This window comes from Candidatus Rokuibacteriota bacterium, from assembly GCA_016188005.1.
Taxonomy (GTDB): Bacteria; Methylomirabilota; Methylomirabilia; order Rokubacteriales; family CSP1-6; genus UBA12499.
The window spans coordinates 95328-108761 of the sequence record JACPIQ010000008.1 but is presented as its reverse complement, the minus strand read 5'-3'; the positions used below and the strand labels follow the sequence as shown (position 1 = coordinate 108761).

The window sequence follows — 13434 nt, the reverse complement described above, 5'->3', positions numbered from 1 at the left end:
GACACACCAACCCATGCGGAATCGCAAGGTCCGGTTGGGGGTGCGCCTGTGACGCCGAGCGGACGCCCCGTCCCCGGCGGCGCCGCCCCCGGGCTCGCGAAGGCGCCGAGCCCGCCGGGACACCTCCCGGCCCCCCAGCCAAGTCTACCAAGTGGCATTGCTGGGCGCGTCGCCCCGCTGTCGGCTCTTCTTACAACGCCCACAATTCGCCAAGCCGGTCCATGCGAATCTGGCCGAAACCCCCGCGGAATGGCGTCGGGCATCTCGCTTGCAGCCAAGAACAGGGAATGCATGCGGAAGGATCTGTGCGGGACTCTGTCCGACATACTTGACCAGGAGGGCTTCAGCATGATCCGCCGTATCATGATAGCCGTCTTAGCGGTCCTAAGCGTGCTTCTCGGGGATCCGGTCTACGCGATCACCCTCGGCGGCGACTTCTCCGCGGATTACACGGCGACGAGCCTCGGGTCCGTCCCCGGCCTGCCCCCCCTGTACGGCGGGCTGACCTTCCTCGACGGCGACACCGTGATCATCGGGGGCAACGCCAACACCGCGGCAGGGCGGATCTACCAGGTCGACGTGGTCCGCGGAGGGAGCGGGCATGTCACCGGCTTCTCGGGGGCGGCGACGCTCTACCCGGGTGCCGGCTCCACGATGGGCGCCTTCAACGATGGCGGCGTCGTCTTCGGCCCCGGGGGCGTGCTCTTCCTCTCCCGCTGGCCCGTGAACGCCCTCGGGCAGGTGAAGCCAGGCAGCCTCTCGGAGGACAAGATCATCGATCTCGCAGCGGCCGGGGTGGCCAGCTCCCACGCGGCGATCAATTTCGTGCCCGCCGGCTTCGGGGGTGCCGGGGAGGTCAAGCTCGTTTCCTGGTCCGGCGGACAGTGGTACTCGGCGACCCTCACCCCCGACGGCTCGGGCACCTTCGATCTGGCGGGGCTGGCCCAGGTGGACCTCGACCCGGCGCTGGGCGGCATCCAGAACGTCCCGGGTGGCCCCGAGGGCTTCGTCTACATCGCCTCAGGCAACCCCGGGTTCGCGGTCGACAGCCTGCTGATCTCCGAGTTCAGCGCCGGCATGGTCGGCGCCTATGATCTCGACGCCGACGGCAACCCGCTCGTGGCGACGCGACGCACCTTCCTGTCGGATCTCTCGGGGGCCGAGGGGGCGGCCATCGATCCCCTCACCGGAGACTTCCTCTTCTCGACCTTCGGCGGGGGAAATCAGGTGGTGGTGGTGCAGGGCTTCCTCGCCCCGCCCCCTCCGCCTCCTCCGCCGCCACCGCCAACCGGAGTGGCAGAGCCCGCGTCGCTGATCCTGCTCGGCGGTGGAGTTGCGGGCTGGGCAGTGATGGCGTGGAGACGTCGCCGGCCATAGCCTGAGGATCCCGTTCCCTCGCCTCGGGGCGCCGGGCGGATCATGGCTCGGCGCCCTTGGTGTCTTGCGCGCGGGCGGCGCGCGGGAAAAAGGTGATCAGGCTTGAAGGTATCTGAGAGCCGAGGCAGCGTAAATCCTCGCCGCCTCGAGTAACTCTGCGACTTCGACGTATTCGTCCACCTGGTGGGGGATGAGCCGGTTCCCGGGACCGCAGGTGACGATGGGCAGGCCCAGCTCCATCCTGAGGATGGTGCCGTCGGTGGAACCAGGCACCCCGCCCCAGCGGGGAGGCCGCCCGGTGGCCTGCCTCACCGCCAGCGCCATGGCCCGGACGATGGCCTCGTCTCTGTCCACCCTGGTCGCCAGCCTGAACTCGTTGACGGGCTCCCACTCGACCTTCAAGCCCGGCTGGTCCGCCTCGGCGGCGCGGCACAGCGAGTCCAGCTCAGCGCCGAGCTCGGAGGCACCGATCCCCGGGGTGACCCGCACGTCGAGCGTCAACTCGCCCAGGGCCGGGATCACGTTGGACTGCGGCACGCCCACGCCCCTGGGCGGGGCCTGGACAATGGTCGGCGTCACGGTGGGGGGGCGCAGGTAGCGGCTCCGCTCGCAGCGCCTCCGCAGGCGCCTCTCCAGGGCCGGCGCCTGGCGGAGCAGCCTGCCGAGCGCGGCGATCGGATTGATCCCCGCCTCGGGCATCGCGCCGTGAGCCATGCGGCCGCGCACGCGAAAGCGCGCCCACACCACGCCCCGCTGCACCAGGCACAGCTCGTTCTCCTCCGGCTCGCAGATGATGGCGGCGTCCAGCTCCCGCCCCACCTGGGTGGTCACGAGGTGGCGGACGCCGAGCATCCTGTCCTCCTCGTCCACCAAGGCCCCCAGCACGAGCTTGCCTGCCGGCTCCACCGAGGCGCGCACAAAGGCCGCGGCGGCCACCATCGCCGCGGCCAGTCCCCCCTTCATGTCGGCGGCCCCGCGCCCGTAGATCCTCCCGCCCGAGAGCTCGGCACCGAAGGGCGGGAAGGACCACTGGCCCGGATCGCCTTCCGTCACCACATCCATGTGGCCCTCCAGGAGCAGGCTCCGCTGCCCCGTCCGCTTCTCCCCGAGCGAGCCGATGACGTTCGGGCGCCCCGGCGCCACGGACTGCACCGTGACCTCGAACCCCTCGCGCCTCAGCCAGGTCTCCACGAAGTCCGCCACCTGCTGCTCGGTGGCGCCGGGATCGTCGGGGCGGTAGACGCTGGGGATGCGGACCAGGGCCCGGGTGAGCGCCACGACCTCGTCCCCGTCGATGCGGGAGAGGAGGGCGTCGAGAGCCTTGCGGAAGGACGACAGGGGCGGCGGGGACAACCCGCGGGGCTCGCCGTTACTCCAGGGGAAAGGACAGGATCACGGCGTCCAGCCGGATGACCCGATGCTCCTCACCCCCGATGTAGAAGTAGTGCCCTTCCACCTCCTCGGGGTTTTCCTCGAAGGCGACGACGGAACGGATCGGCGGCATCTCGCGGAAGGCGTTGGCGCCCTCGTCGAACCCGTCGCCCCGGCCGACGACCTCGCCGTAGCGGATCGGCGAGCCCTTGGGGCAGTGTACCCGGACATCCGCGGGAGCCTCGGCCAGGAGTCGGACCAAGAGATTGATCCCGTAGACCTGGAACTGGATGTCTGTCATGCGGCTATCCTATCACACTCACTCGATGGGCTCGGGCTCGGAGTGCCTCACGATCCACACGGTGAGCGCGAGGGCCGCGCCGACGAGCGTGAGGCCGCGCCACGGGCGTCCGAGCAGAAGCGATCCCGTGCCGAAGAGCCCCAGATACACCACGGCGCAGCCGAGCAGCCACCTGCCGAGCCCGCCCCAGCCCGGCCCCTCCTCGTCCGCGCGACCCGCCACCTCCACCCAGCCGCGTCCGCCGGGACGCACGCGTTCGTAGAAGCGCCGCAGGTGCTCCACGGGCTCGGGCGGCGTGAGGTGGGTGACGGCGAGCCATACCAGCGTCGTGCCCGCCACGGTGAGGAGCATCAGCCAGGCGAAGCTCCGCGGCGTGGCAGGATCCAGCCCGGCGCCGAACTGGAGCGACAGCGAGAGCACCAGCGCCGCCGCCATGGCCGCCACCTCGCTCCACGCGTTGATCCGCCACCAGTACCAGCGGAGCAGATAGACGAGCCCGGTGCCGGCGCCGATGGCGAGGAGGAACTTCCACGCCCCTTCCACGGACTTGAGGTAGTAGGTGATGATCCCCGAGATCACCATCAGGCCGAGGGTGGCCCAGCGCCCCACCGCCACGTAGTGGCCCGGCGAGGCGTCGGGCCGGAGGTGGCGGCGGTAGACGTCGTTCAGGAGGTAGGAGGCGCCCCAGTTGAGGTGAGTCGAGATGGTGGACATGTACGCGGCGAAGAAGGCGGCCAGGAGAAAGCCGCGCCAGACGGGAGGCAGCTGGTCCACCATCACGCGCACGTAGCCTTCCTCAGGATTCGCGAGCCCCGGATACAGCAGCATCGAGCAGAGCGCCACCAGGATCCACGGCCACGGCCGCAGCACGTAGTGGGCCACGTTGAACCAGAGTGCGGCGAGGAAGGCGTGACGCTCGTCCTTCGTGGCGAGGATGCGCTGGGCGACATAGCCGCCGCCGCCAGGCTCGGCGCCGGGGTACCACGAGGCCCACCAGTTCACGGCGATGTACACGAAGAAGGTCAGCGCCGGCATCCACGCCTCGCCGAGATCCGGCAGGAGCGCCGTGGGCCCGGGGGCCGCGAACCTGGCCGCGAGCCCCGCCTGGAGCCCGCCCAGTCCACCCACGGCTCCCAGCGCGAACACCGCCAGCGCCACCGAGCCCGCCATGGCGAGGATGAACTGGAAGAAATCGGTGGCGACGACACCCCAGAGCCCGGAGAGCGTCGAGTACAGGGCCGTGATGGCGAGGAGCGCCACCGTGGCCTGCCACTTGTCGAGCCCCACGGAGAGCCCGAGGATCGTCGCCATGGCGTGGGTGACCCAGCCCATGATGATGCAGTTGATGGGGATCGCCAGGTAGCAGGCGCGGAAGGCCCGCAGGAAGGCCGCGGGCCGCCCGGCGTAGCGCAGCTCCGTGAGCTCGGCGTCCGTCATGACCCCGGCGCGGCGCCAGAGCCGCGCGTAGAAGAAGACCGTGAGCATGCCGCTCATCACGAAGGACCACCAGAACCAGTTCCCGGCGATCCCGTGCTTCACCGTGAGGCCCGTGACCGCCAGCGGCGTGTCGGCCGCGAAGGTCGTGGCCACCATCGAGGTGCCGGCCAGCCACCACGGCAGCTTGCGGCCCGAGAGGAAGAACTCCTCGGCGCTCTTCCCCGCCCGCCGCGCGAAGAGGAGCCCCACCGCGAGAGAGAGCGCGAAGTACAGCGCGATGACGACCCAGTCGAGCGCCGTGAGGATCACGCGGCCGGCTCCGGCAGCCCCGCCTGCTCCCCCTTGCGCTCGATGCCCTCGAGCTTGGCCTCGAAGCGGGAGAGGTCGCGGTCGGCGTCCGCGAACTGCTTCTGCGCATTGCCCAGATGCCCGCCCAGTTTCTGCATGTGCTCCCGCACCCGCTCGAGATCTCCCCCGAGGCGGATCAGGTCATTCTGGATCTCGCGGGCATTGGCCTCGATCCGCAAGCCCCGGAGCCCCAGCACGATCACCTGGAGATAGGCATACAGGCTATTGGGTGACACCGGGATCACGCGCCGGCCCAGCGCATAGGTCGCAATGGGCTCCTCCTCCGCGTCGTCTCCCTTGATGATGATCTCGTAGTAGACGTTCTCCGCGGGCACGTACATGAGGGCGAAGTCGAAGGTCTCCTCGTCCGGCAGGATGTACTTCTTCGCGATCTCGTCCACGCGCAGCTTCACGTCGCGGACGAAGGCGCGGCGGAAGGGTCGCCGGCGCTCCTCGTCCGGCTCCTGCAGCAGGCGGCGGAAGTTCTCCAGCGGGAACTTGGCGTCCACGGGGACCAGCCGCCCGCTGATGCGGATGGCGGCGTCCACCCGATCACCGCTCTTGAAGCCGTGCTGCAGGTCGTAGTGCTCGCGCGGCAGCATCTGCGCCAGGAGCTGCTCCAGCAGCGTCTCGCCGAGCCCCCCGCGGATCTTCGGCGACTTGAGCACCTGCTCGAGGCCGTGGATCTCCCGGCCCACCTCCACCACCCGCTGGGTGGCCTCGCCGAGCCTGCCGAGGCTGCCCTGGACGTCGCCGACCACCTTCGCCGCCCGGTCCAGCCGCTCCCCCATGGCGCCCTGGGCATCCTGGGCGAGCCGCATGCCCTCCTGAAGCTGACGGGTGACCTCTGCCGTGACCCCCTTGAGCTCCCCCGCCACGGCGAGCCTCAGCGCGGCGACCTCGTCCCGCACGTGCGCGCCGAGGTCCCCGACCTCCTGCCTGAGCCCTTCCTGCTGGCGACGCGTCGTCACGAGTCCCCAGGCGACGGCGGCCAGCACCACGAGCAGCGCCCCTGCGGCGACCAGCGCCAGCTCGCTCATCTATCCGCTCGGCTCGCCTGCGGCTGCGCCTCGCCCCCTCGCTCCGCGCGGGGGATCTCCGTATGCGCTCGGCTCGCCTGCGGCTGCGCCTCGCCAACCTTGCCAGTGGCGGCAGACGGGCTTGAGGTCGCACGGAGCGCAGACGACGGCGTCCCGCCGGTCGAGGCAGTCGCCGGACATGCGCTTGTGGCAGAGGGCGAAGTCGTACTTCACCGGATCCTCCGGGTCCAGCACGCGCAGGCGCGCCGTGATCTCCTCGACCATCTTCCAGTTGCGGCTCCGCCGCCGCGTGAGCCTCAGCGCGCGCGCCATGTGCTCCACGTGGGTGTCCACGGGCATGAGGAGCGCCGAGGGCGGGATGGCCGTCCAGAGGCCGAAGTCGGGGGCCTGGCGCCTCACCATCCAGCGGAGGAAGAGGTGCAGGCGCTTGCATGGGCCTCCGGTCGACGGCCGCGGGAAGAGATGGCGGAAGCCGCGGGAGAGCCGGTTGCGCGGGAACACCGCGGAGAGGTCCTGACCGAGGAAGCCGTCCACGAAGCGCTGCAGCGCCGGTCCCACGTCAGGATCCCCCGGCGAGTATCCCCTGGCGAAGAAGGCCCCCAGCGAGTCGTGAGCGAGGAGGATGCGCTGGGTCGCGAGGCAGAAGGCCGCGAGATCCCGCGGGCGGTTGAAGCGGTAGCGGAAGCCGTCGAAGCGGGCGCCGTCCTTCCTCGGGTCGAAGCCGAGGACGAAGCGCCGCGGCGACTCTCCCATCTGGCCGAGCGCCCAGTCCACCTGCGGGCCGAAGAGGTCCACCCGTCCGTATGCCAGGCATGCCGCGAGGAGCCCCGCCACCTCCCGGTCGCCCGGATCCGCGTAGCGGAGGGGATGGCGAATGGCGTCCTGCGGGGTGCGGCCGGCCCAGTCGAAGCCGCGGTGGAGCCGGTCCAGCGCCGCCTCGAGCGGCGGCGGCGACCGCACCAAGCGGCCTCTCGCGTCACTGCGTCTCGCGCGGCGGCGTCTCACCCGGGGGCCTCTGGCCCGGATTCTAGCACGGCGGTTGCCCGCTCACCCTCCGGTTGCTATGATGTGGCCGCTCTCGCAGTGAACGCCAACTCCTCGGAGGAGTCCCCATGCGCAAGGTCGTCTCCCTCGGCCTCCTGCTCGCCCTCGTGCTCGTCGCCGCGGCGTCTCTGCCCGCGGCCTATCCCGATCGGCCGGTGAAGCTCATCGTGCCGTGGGCTGCCGGCGGCGACACCGACAACATCTTCCGCCCCTTCGTGCCGGGGTTGCAGAAGGCGCTGGGCGGCACGGTGGTCATCGCCAACGTCGGCGGCGCCTCCGGGACCGTGGGCGCGCGCGAGGCGAAGAACTCGCCCCCGGACGGCTACACGATCTACGCCGTCCACGACTACATCCACTCCACCTACTACACCGGCGTCTCGGACGTGAAGTACACGGACTTCGAGCCGGTGTGCCTGCTGTCGTCGACTCCGTCCGTCCTCACGGCCAGCCCCAAGACCAAGTGGACCTCCTGGCAGGAGCTCCTGGGTGATGCCAAGGCGCGCCCCGGCCAGATCTCCGTCGGCGCGACTCTCGGCTCCACCAGCCACTTCTTCCCGGCGCTCGTCGAGAAGGCCGCGGGCATCAAGTTCAAGTACGTCTCCTACGAGGGGCTGGCGCCGCGCATGAACGCCATCCTGGGCGGCCACATCGACCTCACCGACTCCAACCTGACCCAGAAGGGCAAGGTGGACGCGGGGCAGCTCAAGTTCCTCGCCATCGCCACGGAGAAGCGCAGCCCCGAGATCCCGAGCGTGCCCACGCTCAAGGAGCTGGGGGTCAACGTGGTGTTCTCCGTGGAGCGCGGGCTCATGGTGCCCAAGGGCACCCCCGCCGACGTCGTGGCCAAGCTCGACTCGGCCTGCGCCCAGGCGAGCAAGGAGCCCGCCTTCGCCGAGTCCATGAAGAAGCAGGGCACCGAGGTGCGCTACCTCGGCCGGAAGGCGTACGCCGAGTACCAGAAGAAGCTCGACGACCTGAACCGGGACCTCGCCAAGGACCTCGGGCTGCTCAAGCGGTAGCGCCTCCGTGCTCGGGCGCGACGGCTGGGCGGGGCTCGTCTGCCTCGGGGGGAGCCTCGGGCTCCTGGCCCTCACCCGCGGCCTCCCCCAGCCCGCGCTCGTGCCCATCGGCCCTGGCTTCTACCCCCGCCTCGTCCTGGGCTCCACCGCCCTCCTGAGCGCGATGCTCGTCATCGCCGATCTCCTCGCCCGGCGGCGCGAAGGACGCACGCGACGGGGCAGGGCCCCTGGCCCCGGACCCGCCGCGCGCTCGCTCGTCCCGGCGGGCTGGGCGCTCGTCCTCACGACCTTCGGTCTCTTCGCCGCCTATGTCCTGCTCCTCCCCGGTCTCGGCTACCGACTCGGGACCTTCCTCTTCGTCGGCGCGCTCCAGACCGCGCTGGAGCCGCCCGGCAGGCGGCGCTGGCTCCTCATCGTCGTCGTGGCGGCGGCCACGGCCTGGGTGACACACCTGGTCTTCGAGAGCTATCTCTCCGTGCTCCTGCCGCGCGGGCGCTGGACCGCCTTCTAGCCATGCTGGAGCTCCTCGGCGCTGGCCTCCTCAACATCCTCCAGGCGAAGTACCTCCTCTCGCTCGTGATCGGGACGCTGGCCGGCGTGGTGGGCGGGGCGCTGCCCGGTGTCACGATCACCATGACCATCATCCTGATCCTGCCCTTCACCTTCGGGCTCGATCCGCTCCAGGGGCTGGCGGCCATGACCGGCGTCTACGTGGGAGGGTCGGCGGGCGGACTCGTCACCGCCTGCCTCATCGGGATCCCGGGCACGCCGTCGGCCATCGCCACCACCTTCGACGGTTTCCCCATGGCGAGGAAGGGCCAGCCCGGCCGCGCCGTGTGGCTCGGGGTCTGGGCCTCGTTCTGGGGCGGGCTCCTCGGCGGCGTCTTCCTCATCGCCACCACGGGCCCGCTGGCCGCCTTCGCGCTCGAGTTCGGCCCGTGGGAGTTCTTCTCCCTCTTCCTCTTCGCCCTGGCCATGGTGGCCGGGCTCACGGAGGCCTCGCTCCTCAAGGGCCTCATCTCGGGCGCCATCGGGCTCATGGCCACCATCATCGGCGCCGACCCGATCATGGGCGTGCCGCGCCTGACCCTGGGCTCGGAGTTCCTGCAGGGCGGCTTCCAGTTCCTGCCCATCCTCATCGGCGTCTTCGCCTTCGCCCAGATCATGACCGACATCGAGAAGATGGGCGGTCCGGCGCCGGCGGGCACGGTGGCCCGCGTCGCGCCGAGCCTGTCGGTCTCGCACCTCAAGGTCATCGCCGAGATCCTGGGCCGGCCCTTTCTCCTGCTCCGATCCACCGTGATCGGCATCCTCATCGGAGTGCTCCCCGCCATCGGCGGCAGCGCGGCGAACATCATGGCCTACGATCAGGCCAAGAAGTTCTCCCGGCACCCCGAGCGCTTCGGGACCGGCACCCCCGAGGGGATCATCGCCTCCGAGGCCTCGAACAACGCCAACGTGGGCGGCTCGCTCGTGACCATCATGGCCTTCGGCATCCCCGGCGATGCCGTCACCGCGGTGATGCTGGGCGCCATGATCATCCACGGCATCCAGCCGGGGCCGCTGTTCGTCAGCCAGGAGCCCCGTCTCGCCTACGGGATCTTCGCGGCCTATCTGCTCGCCCATCTGATCATGGTGCTCCTCGTGGGCGCCGGGGCGCGGCTCTTCCTGCGCATCGTCACGGTGCCCAAGCCCGTGCTGATCCCCGTGGTGCTCGTCTTCTGCGTCATCGGCGCCTACGCGCTCAACAACATCATCGAGAACGTCTACGTGCTCCTGCTCTTCGGGGTGCTCGGCTACGCCATGGTCAAGCTCGGATTCCCGCTGGCTCCGCTCATCCTCGGCGTCGTCCTGGGCGACCAGATCGAGGTCAACCTCGTGCGGGCCATCATGACCGACGCCAACCCGTGGCTCTTCCTCACCCGCCCCATCTCGGGCACGCTCATCGGGCTGTCGGTGGTCTCGGTGGCCTTCGCCGTCTGGCAGCACTACCGGACCCGGGCACGCCTGGCGGAGACCGCCGAGCCCGACGTCGACTTCTGAGGCGTCTTTCGCCGTATCCTGCTTCGGGGGGCCGTGTGATCAGGGTCGGGGTCGTGGGCATGGGAGTGATCGGGCGGGCGGTCGCCCGCGCCGTGACGGCGGGCATCCCGGGCATCGCGCTGGCCGGGGTCAGCGTGCGCGATCCGGCGAAGGCCGCCGGGTACCCCGCCCTGCCGCTGCCCGAGCTGATCCGCCGCGCCGATCTCGTCGTGGAGGCGGCCACTCAGGCGGCGCTGCGCGACTTCGGTCCCGACGTGCTCCGGGCTGGCAAGGATCTCATGATCCTCTCCGTCGGCGGCCTCGTCGGCGTGCTGGACGAGTGGGCCCGGCTCGCCTCCGCGCACCGGTGCCGGATCCTCGTGCCCTCCGGGGCCATCGCCGGCCTCGACGGAATGAAGGGCGCCCGCGAGGGCGCCATCACGTCGGTCACCATGGAGACCCGCAAGCCGCCCCGGGGGCTCGCGGGGGCGCCCTATGTCGAGCAGCACGGGATCGACCTCGACGCCATCACCCGCGAGACGCTCCTCTTCGAGGGATCGGCCACGGAGGCCGTGCGCGCCTTCCCCGCCAACGTCAACGTGGTGGCCGCGCTCTCGCTGGCCGGCGTGGGGCCCGAGCGCACCCGGATCAGGATCTTCGCCGTGCCCGGGCAGGAGCACAACCGGCACCGGGTCGTCATCGAGGGGGAGTTCGGGCGCCTCGCCGTCGAGATCGAGAACGTCCCCTCGGAGAACCCGCGCACCGGCAAGCTCTCCTATCTGTCCGCCATTGCCATGCTGAGGGAACTGGGTGCCTCCGTCCGCGTCGGGACCTGAGGAGCCAGGTGGAGGCAGCACCCCCCGGGCCGACGCCTGACGGCCGTCGCGCTAACGTCCCAGGCGCCCCGGGCCGGGAGGCCCGGATGGCGGACATCCACCGCGAGGCTCACACGAGCAGGAGCAGCGTCGGGCACGCCCTCCAGTATCCGGCCCGCTTGGCGGCCACGTCGAAGTGGGGAGAGCCCCAGTCCTCGACCAGCGCGGATCGAGCGTTCCAGCGGACTCTGCGGTCCAGTTCCTTGAGGTAGGCCTTGCAGCGCCGGCAGGCGACGATCGCGTAGCCCTGGTCGCGCTCCTCCAGCCCGAGACGGACCAAGTCCGCGCTCTCCTCGGTCCCGCAGTGCGGGCAGCGCAGCCTCCCGAACGTCCAGCCACCCCCGCACAGGTGGCATGCGAGCCGTCGCTTGCCGTCCTCGAGCACGTCGGAGAAGCCCGGAGGGCCTCCGCAGAACGGGCAGATGCCGAGAGCCCAGATGTGCTCGTCCAGGTGCGGCCGGCACCCCGCGAAGTAGGGCTCGAGCGCCGGCCGCAGGCTCCCGTAGGCGAGGAACGACAGCAGGTCAGCGGGCAGCCCCGACACTTCCTCGAGCGCGGGCGCCCCCACCCTCCCGGGTCCCGGGAACAGGGCGGCCGGGCCGATCTCCCCCCGGTCCCACGCCGCCGCCACCCGCCGCAAGCCCGGGGTCGCATCCTCCCTGGCCGCCGCGAGCCGCTCCATCACGCCGCCGAGAAGCTCCTCGAGGTCGTCGGCGCGGATCGTCGGGGGGGCCTCGGCGAGCAGGGGGACACCACGCTCCCACCGGGCGCGGCACTCCGCTGATCCCCAGCCGAGCCGCGCCGGGCGCTCCGCCGACCACTGTGCCCACTGGTCGACGATCTCCCCGTACGCTGTGAGCGCCGCGCCGAGCTCGGTGCGGCGCGCGAGCAGGTCCGCCCACTCTTCCCGGAGATCGATGGCCACGCGCGCAGGCTCCCCGGCCTCGGGACGCGACGCGAGGGGCCCGACGCCGGGCCCCTCGCCGGTCGGCACCGGGCGACCCGGTCAGGTCTGGACGGACATCACCACGACGTAACGCAGCACGAAGCCACCGACGAGCACCAGGACAGCCGCGATCGCCGCCACGGCCTTCACGCGCCGGCCGACCAGCTCGAGCAGGAGCGGGATGACGAGTCCCACCCCCACGAGCCCCCCCCAGAAGAGCGGCGCAAGGCGGCCCGTCGTGATCGGCTGGGCGGCGGACCCGAGCAGGCCCAGGAAGACCGCCAGCAGGACGAGCTCGATGATCATCGAGTACCGATCGGCCCGCTTCACCTTGGCCAAGCCCTCGCCGCCGGAGCCGCTGCCGAGCCACATCAGGAGCGAGATGGCCGCCAGGCCGGTCGACGCGCCGGAGGCCAGGAAGAGCGCGCCCATCAGCCGCGCGTCACTCCAGAACGGCAGCGCGGTGTTGCTGAGGAGCACGCCCGTGTAGGCGGCCAGGAAGAACCCGAAGATGCTGCCGACGAGGCTGCCCTTCCGGCGGAGCGCCAGCGCCCGCGCCGAGCTCGAGAAGCTCAGAACGGACGACCCGAGCGAGAAGAGCCCGAAGATGCCGATGCCCCACGCCCCGATGGACATCGGGTCCCAGAACTTGAACGTGCCCAGCATGTTGAGGAACCGCGTCGGCACCCCGAGGTCCACGATGAGCAGGATGCCGCAGGCGGCGGCCAGCGGGAGCGACAGGAGGTAGCCCACCTTGGCCACCGCCCGGTCACGGGCGCTCCCGAAGTTGTCGGCGATCGCCGCCGTGAAGTACGCCCCGCCGGCGATCCCGCCGAGGAAGAAGTACCAGACGATCAGCATCTCCCAGTGCGGGGCCTTAAGCATCGCCGCCTCCCTGCCCGCGGCCGCGGAACGCGAGCAACGCACCGAGCCCGACCAGGACCCCCGAGGCGATGGACAGGAGGGAGTCCGCGACGACATTCCGCTGCGGCACCTTCGGGCTGTCGGGCAGGTTGTAGGTAGAGGGCTTCGACAGGAGCAAGAAGAACGCGTTCAGGCCGCCGAGGAAGCCCTTCGAGTCGGCGCCGTAGAGCTGGGCGTCCCTGAAGCCCATGCCCTTGAGCGCCTCGACACGCTTCTGCGCCTTCGCGACGAGGTCGTCCCGGAAGCCGAACTGGATCGACTCGGTGGGGCACGCCTTCGCGCACGCCGGGCCAAGCCCGTTCTGGATCCGGTCGTTGCAGAACGTACACTTCTTCGCCGTGCCCGCGGTCTTGTCGAACGCCACCACGCCGAACGGGCACGAGGAGACGCAGTAGCGGCAGCCGTTGCAGACGTCCTGCTTGATGTCCACCGTTCCGTACTGCGTCCGGTAGATCGCGCCGGTCGGACAGGCCTCGAGACAGCCGGCCTGGGCGCAGTGCTTGCAGACGTCCGACATGAGCAGCCAGGCCAGCTCGCCCGTCGGCCGCGCCTCCTCGACGAAGCGCACGAGGCGGTAGGTCTGGTCGGTGAAGTGCGGCTGGTTCTGATAGGTGCCGGTCCACTGCGGCGTCTCCATGCCGAGCTCGTTCCACTGCTTGCACGCGACCTGGCAGGCGCGACAGCCGATGCACAGGGAGGTGTCCGTGAACATCGCCAGCGTGCGGGCCAT

At 70.8% G+C, this 13434-nt stretch carries 13 protein-coding genes; 5 read left to right on the top strand and 8 right to left on the bottom strand.

What is annotated here, in order from left to right; translation table 11 throughout:
• Window positions 1–363: 363 nt before the first annotated feature.
• The gene (locus HYV93_02170) at window positions 364–1377 is read left to right on the top strand and encodes a PEP-CTERM sorting domain-containing protein (GenBank protein ID MBI2524766.1); all 1014 of its coding nucleotides are present in this window, start codon (window positions 364–366) and stop codon (window positions 1375–1377) included.
• Window positions 1378–1473: 96 nt separating this feature from the next.
• Here the strand turns inward: HYV93_02170 and HYV93_02165 are convergent, their stop codons facing one another.
• The 5 genes from HYV93_02165 to HYV93_02145 form a co-directional block, all read right to left on the bottom strand.
• A complete protein-coding gene (locus tag HYV93_02165) occupies window positions 1474–2673 on the bottom strand; it encodes a M20 family metallopeptidase (protein ID MBI2524765.1) in 1200 nt (399 codons plus the stop codon).
• A gap of 73 nt (window positions 2674–2746) precedes the next feature.
• A complete protein-coding gene (locus tag HYV93_02160; protein MBI2524764.1) occupies window positions 2747–3049 on the bottom strand; it encodes a hypothetical protein in 303 nt (100 codons plus the stop codon).
• A gap of 18 nt (window positions 3050–3067) precedes the next feature.
• Window positions 3068–4795, bottom strand: a complete 1728-nt coding sequence (locus HYV93_02155) for a Na+:solute symporter (GenBank protein MBI2524763.1) — start codon at window positions 4793–4795, stop codon at window positions 3068–3070.
• Window positions 4792–5874 (bottom strand): DNA recombination protein RmuC, encoded by a 1083-nt coding sequence (locus tag HYV93_02150; protein ID MBI2524762.1) that lies wholly within the window; start codon window positions 5872–5874, stop codon window positions 4792–4794. The genes HYV93_02155 and HYV93_02150 overlap by 4 nt, the downstream gene beginning before the upstream one ends.
• Entirely contained in the window at window positions 5875–6834 is a 960-nt protein-coding gene (locus tag HYV93_02145; GenBank protein MBI2524761.1) for a TIGR02757 family protein, read from the bottom strand.
• A 152-nt stretch (window positions 6835–6986) separates the two neighbouring features.
• On the opposite strand from HYV93_02145, the gene HYV93_02140 reads away from it, so the two are divergent.
• Genes HYV93_02140 through HYV93_02125 form a run of 4 tightly spaced genes read left to right on the top strand, consistent with a single transcriptional unit; the run spans window position 6987 to window position 10795 of the window.
• Window positions 6987–7937: a tripartite tricarboxylate transporter substrate binding protein gene (locus tag HYV93_02140; GenBank protein MBI2524760.1), complete on the top strand. Its 951-nt coding sequence runs from the start codon at window positions 6987–6989 to the stop codon at window positions 7935–7937.
• Window positions 7938–7944: 7 nt separating this feature from the next.
• The gene (locus HYV93_02135; protein MBI2524759.1) at window positions 7945–8448 is read left to right on the top strand and encodes a tripartite tricarboxylate transporter TctB family protein; all 504 of its coding nucleotides are present in this window, start codon (window positions 7945–7947) and stop codon (window positions 8446–8448) included.
• A gap of 2 nt (window positions 8449–8450) precedes the next feature.
• Window positions 8451–9980: a tripartite tricarboxylate transporter permease gene (locus HYV93_02130; GenBank protein MBI2524758.1), complete on the top strand. Its 1530-nt coding sequence runs from the start codon at window positions 8451–8453 to the stop codon at window positions 9978–9980.
• Window positions 9981–10015: 35 nt separating this feature from the next.
• Window positions 10016–10795, top strand: a complete 780-nt coding sequence (locus tag HYV93_02125; GenBank protein MBI2524757.1) for an aspartate dehydrogenase — start codon at window positions 10016–10018, stop codon at window positions 10793–10795.
• Between the two features lie 109 nt (window positions 10796–10904).
• Here the strand turns inward: HYV93_02125 and HYV93_02120 are convergent, their stop codons facing one another.
• From HYV93_02120 to HYV93_02110, 3 genes are all read right to left on the bottom strand, one after another.
• Complete coding sequence (locus HYV93_02120; protein ID MBI2524756.1) at window positions 10905–11759, bottom strand: formate dehydrogenase accessory protein FdhE; 855 nt, start codon at window positions 11757–11759, stop codon at window positions 10905–10907.
• Window positions 11760–11840: 81 nt separating this feature from the next.
• Window positions 11841–12665: a polysulfide reductase NrfD gene (gene nrfD, locus HYV93_02115; protein ID MBI2524755.1), complete on the bottom strand. Its 825-nt coding sequence runs from the start codon at window positions 12663–12665 to the stop codon at window positions 11841–11843.
• Window positions 12658–13434, bottom strand: coding sequence for a 4Fe-4S dicluster domain-containing protein (locus tag HYV93_02110; protein ID MBI2524754.1), 777 nt, complete (start codon window positions 13432–13434; stop codon window positions 12658–12660). The genes nrfD and HYV93_02110 overlap by 8 nt, the downstream gene beginning before the upstream one ends.

Bases quoted from the DNA above. Each gene is read 5' to 3' on its own strand.
- HYV93_02110 (MBI2524754.1), bottom strand. From the start codon at position 13,434: ATGGCCCGCACGCTGGCGATGTTCACGGACACCTCCCTGTGCATCGGC.
- HYV93_02150 (MBI2524762.1), bottom strand. From the start codon at position 5,874: ATGAGCGAGCTGGCGCTGGTCGCCGCAGGGGCGCTGCTCGTGGTGCTG.
- HYV93_02160 (MBI2524764.1), bottom strand. From the start codon at position 3,049: ATGACAGACATCCAGTTCCAGGTCTACGGGATCAATCTCTTGGTCCGA.
- HYV93_02140 (MBI2524760.1), top strand. From the start codon at position 6,987: ATGCGCAAGGTCGTCTCCCTCGGCCTCCTGCTCGCCCTCGTGCTCGTC.
- HYV93_02170 (MBI2524766.1), top strand. From the start codon at position 364: ATGATAGCCGTCTTAGCGGTCCTAAGCGTGCTTCTCGGGGATCCGGTC.
- nrfD (MBI2524755.1), bottom strand. From the start codon at position 12,665: ATGCTTAAGGCCCCGCACTGGGAGATGCTGATCGTCTGGTACTTCTTC.
- HYV93_02130 (MBI2524758.1), top strand. From the start codon at position 8,451: ATGCTGGAGCTCCTCGGCGCTGGCCTCCTCAACATCCTCCAGGCGAAG.